This window comes from Streptomyces sp. NPDC057654, from assembly GCF_042800135.1.
GTDB lineage: Bacteria > Actinomycetota > Actinomycetes > Streptomycetales > Streptomycetaceae > Streptomyces.
In genome coordinates, this window is sequence record NZ_JBHVHQ010000570.1 from 1 (window position 1) to 5709 (window position 5709).

5 protein-coding genes are annotated in these 5709 nt (G+C 72.3%); 2 read left to right on the plus strand and 3 right to left on the minus strand.

Annotated features, from left to right (window positions below; genetic code table 11):
* Window positions 1–59 precede the first annotated feature (59 nt).
* The 3 genes from ACFU99_RS30855 to ACFU99_RS30865 all read right to left on the minus strand — a co-directional run bounded on the left by ACFU99_RS30855 (window position 60) and on the right by ACFU99_RS30865 (window position 3678).
* On the minus strand, window positions 60–1181 hold the full coding sequence (locus ACFU99_RS30855) for an acyltransferase family protein (protein WP_384398282.1): 1122 nt from the start codon (window positions 1179–1181) through the stop codon (window positions 60–62).
* A 65-nt stretch (window positions 1182–1246) separates the two neighbouring features.
* Window positions 1247–2701 carry a polysialyltransferase family glycosyltransferase gene (locus ACFU99_RS30860; protein WP_384398274.1) on the minus strand — a complete coding sequence of 485 codons (1455 nt, stop codon included), beginning with the start codon at window positions 2699–2701 and terminating at the stop codon, window positions 1247–1249.
* Window positions 2701–3678, minus strand: a complete 978-nt coding sequence (locus ACFU99_RS30865) for a glycosyltransferase family 2 protein (protein ID WP_384398276.1) — start codon at window positions 3676–3678, stop codon at window positions 2701–2703. The genes ACFU99_RS30860 and ACFU99_RS30865 overlap by 1 nt, the downstream gene beginning before the upstream one ends.
* 187 nt (window positions 3679–3865) lie before the next feature.
* Between ACFU99_RS30865 and ACFU99_RS30870 the strand changes: the two genes are divergently transcribed.
* Window positions 3866–5203, plus strand: coding sequence for a DUF6716 putative glycosyltransferase (locus ACFU99_RS30870; protein ID WP_384398278.1), 1338 nt, complete (start codon window positions 3866–3868; stop codon window positions 5201–5203).
* Between the two features lie 26 nt (window positions 5204–5229).
* Window positions 5230–5709, plus strand: a 480-nt coding sequence (locus tag ACFU99_RS30875) for a cytidylyltransferase domain-containing protein (protein ID WP_384398280.1), incomplete at its 3' end; no start/stop codon positions are given.

Genomic DNA, 5709 nt, shown 5'->3' on the forward strand with positions numbered 1-5709 from the left:
GACTCCCGCGCCGTGCGCCGGAGTTGCATAAATGATCGTACATGACTGGGGGGGGCCGTTTACCGCGACAGGGTCTTGCGGAGTACGGGGGTGAGGCGCTCTTCGATCAGGCGGTTGAGGAGCCAGGCCAGTACGAGCATCAGGGTCAGGGTCAGGGCGAAGGTGGCGTATGAGGGGATGCCCAGTTTGCGGTGCAGGAGCGCGATCACTACCCAGCCCAGGTGTTCGTGCACCAGGTAGAAGGGGTACGTCAGCGCGCCCGCTACCGTCAGCCAGCGCCAGTTGGCCCAGTGGAACTTGCCGAGGGCTATGGCGGCCACGGCCGCGTACCCGGCGGCGACGATGGCGATGATGACGTACGGGGAGCGGTACGAGAAGAAGTGCGGGTTCGGGGCGTGCCACAGGGCGGCGACCGCGTAGTGCTGGCCGATCAGGAAGCTGACGCCGACGATGCCCCAGGCGAGGGCCGAGTGGCCGAAGCGGTGGATCAGGTACAGGCCGACGCCGCCGATGAAGTACGGGGCGTACTCCGGCATCAGCGCCGTCTTCAGGAACTCCTGGTGCGAGGCGTCCGCGAGCACCGCGCCCAGCGTCCACACCGCGCAGAAGAGCACGACCCTGCGACGGGTCGCCCCCGGCAGTACGACGAACAGTGCGAAGAGGGCGTAGAAGCGCAGCTCCGCCCAGAGCGTCCAGCACACGCCGAGCACCCGGTGCGCGCCCACCGGCATCTGGAGCATCGTCAGGTTCACCAGGGTGTCGCTGGGCGACACGGTCTTGTACGCGACCCAGGGCAGCGCGAAGACCACGGTCACGAGCAGGATCGCCGCCCAGTACGCGGGGTACAGGCGCGCGACGCGGGAGGCGAAGAACGAGCGCAGCGGGCGGCCCCAGCCGCTCATGCAGATCACGAAGCCGCTGATGACGAAGAAGATCTGCACGCCCAGGCAGCCGTACGAGAAGGCCGTGGACAGCGACGGGAACTGGGCGCGCGGCGAGCTGCCCCACGCCTGGCCGACCTCCCCGGTCCGGCCTCCGTAGTGGTACAGGGCCACCATCAGCGCCGCGATCAGCCGCAGCCCGTCGAGCGCGCGCAGGCGGCCGTGCGCCCCCTTGCGGGCCGGTCCGGTACGGGCCGGGTCGGCCGGCGGGGGCGTCGGTATCGGGTCGGGCAGGGGCAGGCCCGCGCCCGAGGGGGAGGGGGCGGCCTGGTCCAGGGAAGCCGTGCCGTACGAGGAGGCTGCGCTCACCCCAGCGCCGCCGTCCGCTTGACCAGCCGCCGCTGCATCGCCCGCGCCCGCCGCGCGACCTTGCGGACCGTCGGGTTGCGCGGCAGGAACGCGAGCTGCGAGGGGAGCGCGCCGGGCAGGGCCAGCGACGTCAGGCGGCGGCGCTTGAAGTACCGCCAGGTGTGGGAGTTGAGGTTGGCGGCGAGATAGCGCTCGGCGGCCGGGCGCAGCTCCGGGTAGATCTGCGACTGCATGGCGAAGCCCACCGCCGAGAGCAGGCCGGTCAGCTGCTTGCCCGCGCTCTCCCCGGCCGGCGGCGTCCAGCCGGTGACGGTCTCGGGGCGGTCCAGGTCGGGGAGCAGGGCGTCGGCGATCGTCACCGGCACCCGGTTGCTGTTCTGGTACGGGGCGAGCCGCTCCAGCAGCAGGTCCGTGCCGATCCGGGCGACCGGCAGCCCGTACAGGGCGCTCGCGGTCAGCAGTGCCGTGGAGAAGCAGCCGACGACGAGTGCGGGCCGCAGGCGCTGGTAGACGACCTCCGCCAGAACGGGCGTGTCCAGGACCACCAGCTCGGCGCCGAGCCGTCCGGCCTCCTCCTCCAGCATCCGCGACCAGCGGGCGGGCGCGGTGGGGTGGGGCTTGAACACCACTGCTCGGTGACCGAGTTCGACCGCGCCGCGCAGCATTCGCACATGCAGTTCCTCCTCTTCCACCGGCGTGAGGATGTCCAGTGCCGAAAGGTACTGGCCCAGGAGGAGCGCGGAGCCTTTCGGTGCGGTAATTTCCGGCGCGGCGTCCGCCAGGCGGGCCAGGACCTCGGTGAAGGCGTCGGTGGGGACGATCTCGGCCGGCACCCCGAACTCGGTGAGCAGCAGCGGGCGCAGCCCCGGCACCAGGTCGAGGTGGAGGAGGCGGCGGATGCGGGTGCCGATGAGCGGGTCGAGCTTGTTGCGGGTGGGGCCGTAGCTCATCAGGCCGTCGGCGTAGACCTCGACGGGCGCGTCCGGGAAGAGCTGGGTGAGCGCGAGGGCCGGGTTGACCTGGATGGACTCGACGATCAGCTCGATCTCGTCCGCGCCCAGGTCCCAGAGCAGCCGCAGGTGGCGCTCCCACAGGGGGGCGTCGTCCGGCCGGGGCGACCAGCCGCCGGGGTGGAACGGGCGGATCGTCTCGTTCCAGGAGAGCAGCCCGTCGAAGCGGTCGCGCAGCAGCTCGAAGCCGGGGGCTTCCTCGCACGACGGGGTGGTCTCGGGGATGGCCGCGTTGTTGGAGACGAGCAGCAGGCGGCGGCCGGCGGGGGCGAAGCGGCCCGCGTCGAGGGCGGCGGCGAGCGTAGCGGCCCCGTACAGCGTCGAGGCCAGGAAGATCTGGGTGCGGGGACGGTCGGCGCCGGCCGGGCGGGGGGCCTGGCCCGGGTCGGTCTCGCCGGTCTCGTCTGTCCGGGGTGCGCGGTCCGCGCTCTGGGCGCTCATCAGGCCGACACCTCCGCCCCGGCCGTACGCCGCCGGACCCTGCGCAGCCGTGCCGCGCGCTCGTAATCCATGGAATTCAGCGCATCCTTCAGAATGTCCTGCGGCATCCGTTTCATCGCCGCCGCGCTCATCGAGCGCAATGTTTTGGCCACGGCCGGTTCGAACCGTTCGATGGTGCCGAGCTGGTGGGAGATAATCGCGCAATACGTGCGCACGGCCTTCGGCAGCAATCGGTCCGCGTCCGCGTCCCGCGCCGTTTCCTCGATGACCTGATCAAATGCGTGGATGAAATCGAGCTGCCGCACATCGCCGATCTGCGTCAGCGAGGACGCGACGCCGCGCCGGTAGAAGACGCCGAGAAGTCCGGCCACCGCGAAAGTCCGCGCCTCGCGGTGCAGCCGCCAGATCCACGGCCGGTCCTCGGCGGTGCGCAGCCCGTGCTTGAAATGCAGCAGCCCGTCGTCCAGGAGCCGACGGTGATACATGCCCGCCCACGCGTACGCGTAATCCACGGACGTGGAGCGGTCCGCGGGCAGGATCGCCTCCCGCGGGTCGAGCACCACGCCGCGCCGGCCCTGCGGCACGCGGTGCACCGAGCGGGCCCGGCCCGAGCACTGGACATGGTCGGCGCGGACGAAGTCGACGCCCAACTCCTCTATGAAGAAGAGGAGTTCGGCGAAGTACCCGGGCGCCAGCCAGTCGTCGCCGTCCAGGAAGGTCAGATACTCGCCGCGCGCCGCGTCCAGGCCGGTGTTGCGGGCGGTGGCGAGGCCGCCGTTCTTCTCGTGCCGCACCAGCACCGCCCCCGGCAGCTCGCGCGCGGCCCGCTCCAGGAGCTCCGGCGTCCCGTCGCTCGAACAGTCGTCGACGAGAATGAATTCGAAATCCGCACGCGCATTGGCGCGCAGACTCCTCAGGGTGTCGGGGGCGTAGGTCTGCACGTTGAAGAACGGCACGATGACGGAGAGCTTAACCACCCGGGTGACGGTATGGGGCCGCCCGGCATTCGTCTTGACGCCCGGCGGGCGTCAAGGTGAACGAAGCGCGACCAATTGGTGAACCGGCCACGCCGAAAGGGCGGTTCTTCCGCCGTCATCCTGTTGTTTACCGACTGTTGCACTCGCGTTGGGCAACGAAACGGAATGAATTCCTATCGTCGGCGACGTGTCATCACGTACGCATTCCCCGCCGCGGGTAGCCGTCCTCGCCGATTCCGACACCCGGTGGAAATGGGGCGCGCTCACCGCGCACCGCATCGCCCCCGGCGGGCGGCTCGACGGATTCCTGCTGCGCGGCCGCGCCACCCCGACGGTCCGCCAGCTCGCGGAGGTCGGCGTGCGCGCCGACGCGCTCACCGAGGTCACCGGCGCCGAGTTCGTACGTACGGCCGACCGTACCCGCTACGACGTGATCGTGCTGGCCTGCGTCGGCGGCGCCGTCCAGGCCATGACGCACGGACTCGCCCGCTCCTGGGCCGGGCAGCGCCGCCGCCCCGCCGTCGTCACCGGCTACGTCGGCGTCGTCTACGAGAAGCTCGCGGACGGCCTCCTGCTCCGGCACGGCGCGGACGTCGTCCTCGCCAATTCCCGCCACGACGCCGAGCGGTTCCGCGACGTCTACCGCGGCGTCGGCGCGAGCGCCGACAGCGTCGTCGAATGCGCCCTGCCCTTCCTCGGCGGCGCCCCCTACACGCCCGCCGCCCCCGGCGAGGTCCAGGACCGCCCGTACACCGTCGTCTTCGCCGCCCAGCCCTCCGTGCCCGACAGCCGCGCCGGACGTACGTACCTGCTGAAGCGAGCCGTGCAGCACGCGCGCCTGCACCCCGAGCGCGAAGTGCTGATCAAGCTCCGCAGCAAGCCCGGCGAGCACACCACGCACATCGAGGAGCTGCCCTACCAGAAGCTCGCCGGCAAGCTCCCCGACGGCCTGCCCGACAACTGCCGCCTCGTCTACGGGCACATGGGCGAGGTCCTGGACCGCACCGACCTGCTGGTGACCGTCAGCTCCACCGCCGCCCTCGAATCCCTGCACCGCGCGGTCCCCACCGCCGTCCTCACCGACCTCGGCATCCGCGAGGCCCTCGGCAACCACCACTTCCTCGGCTCCGGCTGCCTCGCCTCCTGGGACCAGCTCGACGCCGGACACCTCCCCGAGCCGGACCCCCGCTGGACCGCGCGCCAGGGCGTCGCCGCCGACGGCTCGTACGAGCGGGCCTTCGACGCCGCCCGCGACCGCGTCGCCGACCTCGTCGCCGCCCCCGAACTCCCGCCCCTCACCCCCTACTACACCCCCGTCACCGCGCCCGGCTACCTGCCGGGCATCCTCGCCCGGCACGGCCTCGACCCCACCGGCCACCCCCTGCCGCACGCCGCCGCCGAACCCCGCGAGGTCAGCGCCCTGCGCCGGGCCACCCGCAACGCCATGCGTGACGCCGCCCGCGGCGCCTACCGGCACGGCGTACAGCGCGTCGCCCCCGTCATCCGCCGCATGGGCCAGCTGTGACGACGACCGATCCTCAAGGAGCCGCCATGCCCCCGACCGTCCTGGCCGTCATCCCCGCCCGCGGCGGGTCGAAGGGCGTGCCCGCCAAGAACCTCGCCGCCGTCGGCGGCCGGCCGCTCGTCGCCCGCGCCGTCCACGAGTGCCGGGCCGCCCGCCACATCACCGACGTCGCCGTCTCCACCGACGACCCCGGCATCGCCGCCGCCGCGCGCGGCGCGGGCGCCGTCGTCGTGCAGCGCCCTGGCGACATCGCGGGCGACACCGCCACCAGCGAGGCCGCGGTGCTGCACGCCATGACCGCGTACGAGGCGGCGCACGGCAAGGCCGTCGACGTGGTCCTCCTCGTCCAGTGCACCAGCCCGTTCATCGCCCGCGAGGACATCGACGGGGTCGCCGAGGCCATCCTCGCCGGTGGCGCGGACACCGCCCTGACCGTCGCCCCGTTCCACGGCTTCGTATGGCGCGGCCCCGACGCGGCCGACGACCTGCCCGCCGAAGAACCGGAA

Excerpts from the sequence above, each read along its gene's own strand:
- ACFU99_RS30860 (WP_384398274.1), bottom strand. The coding sequence starts at position 2,701 with ATGAGCGCCCAGAGCGCGGACCGCGCACCCCGGACAGACGAGACCGGC.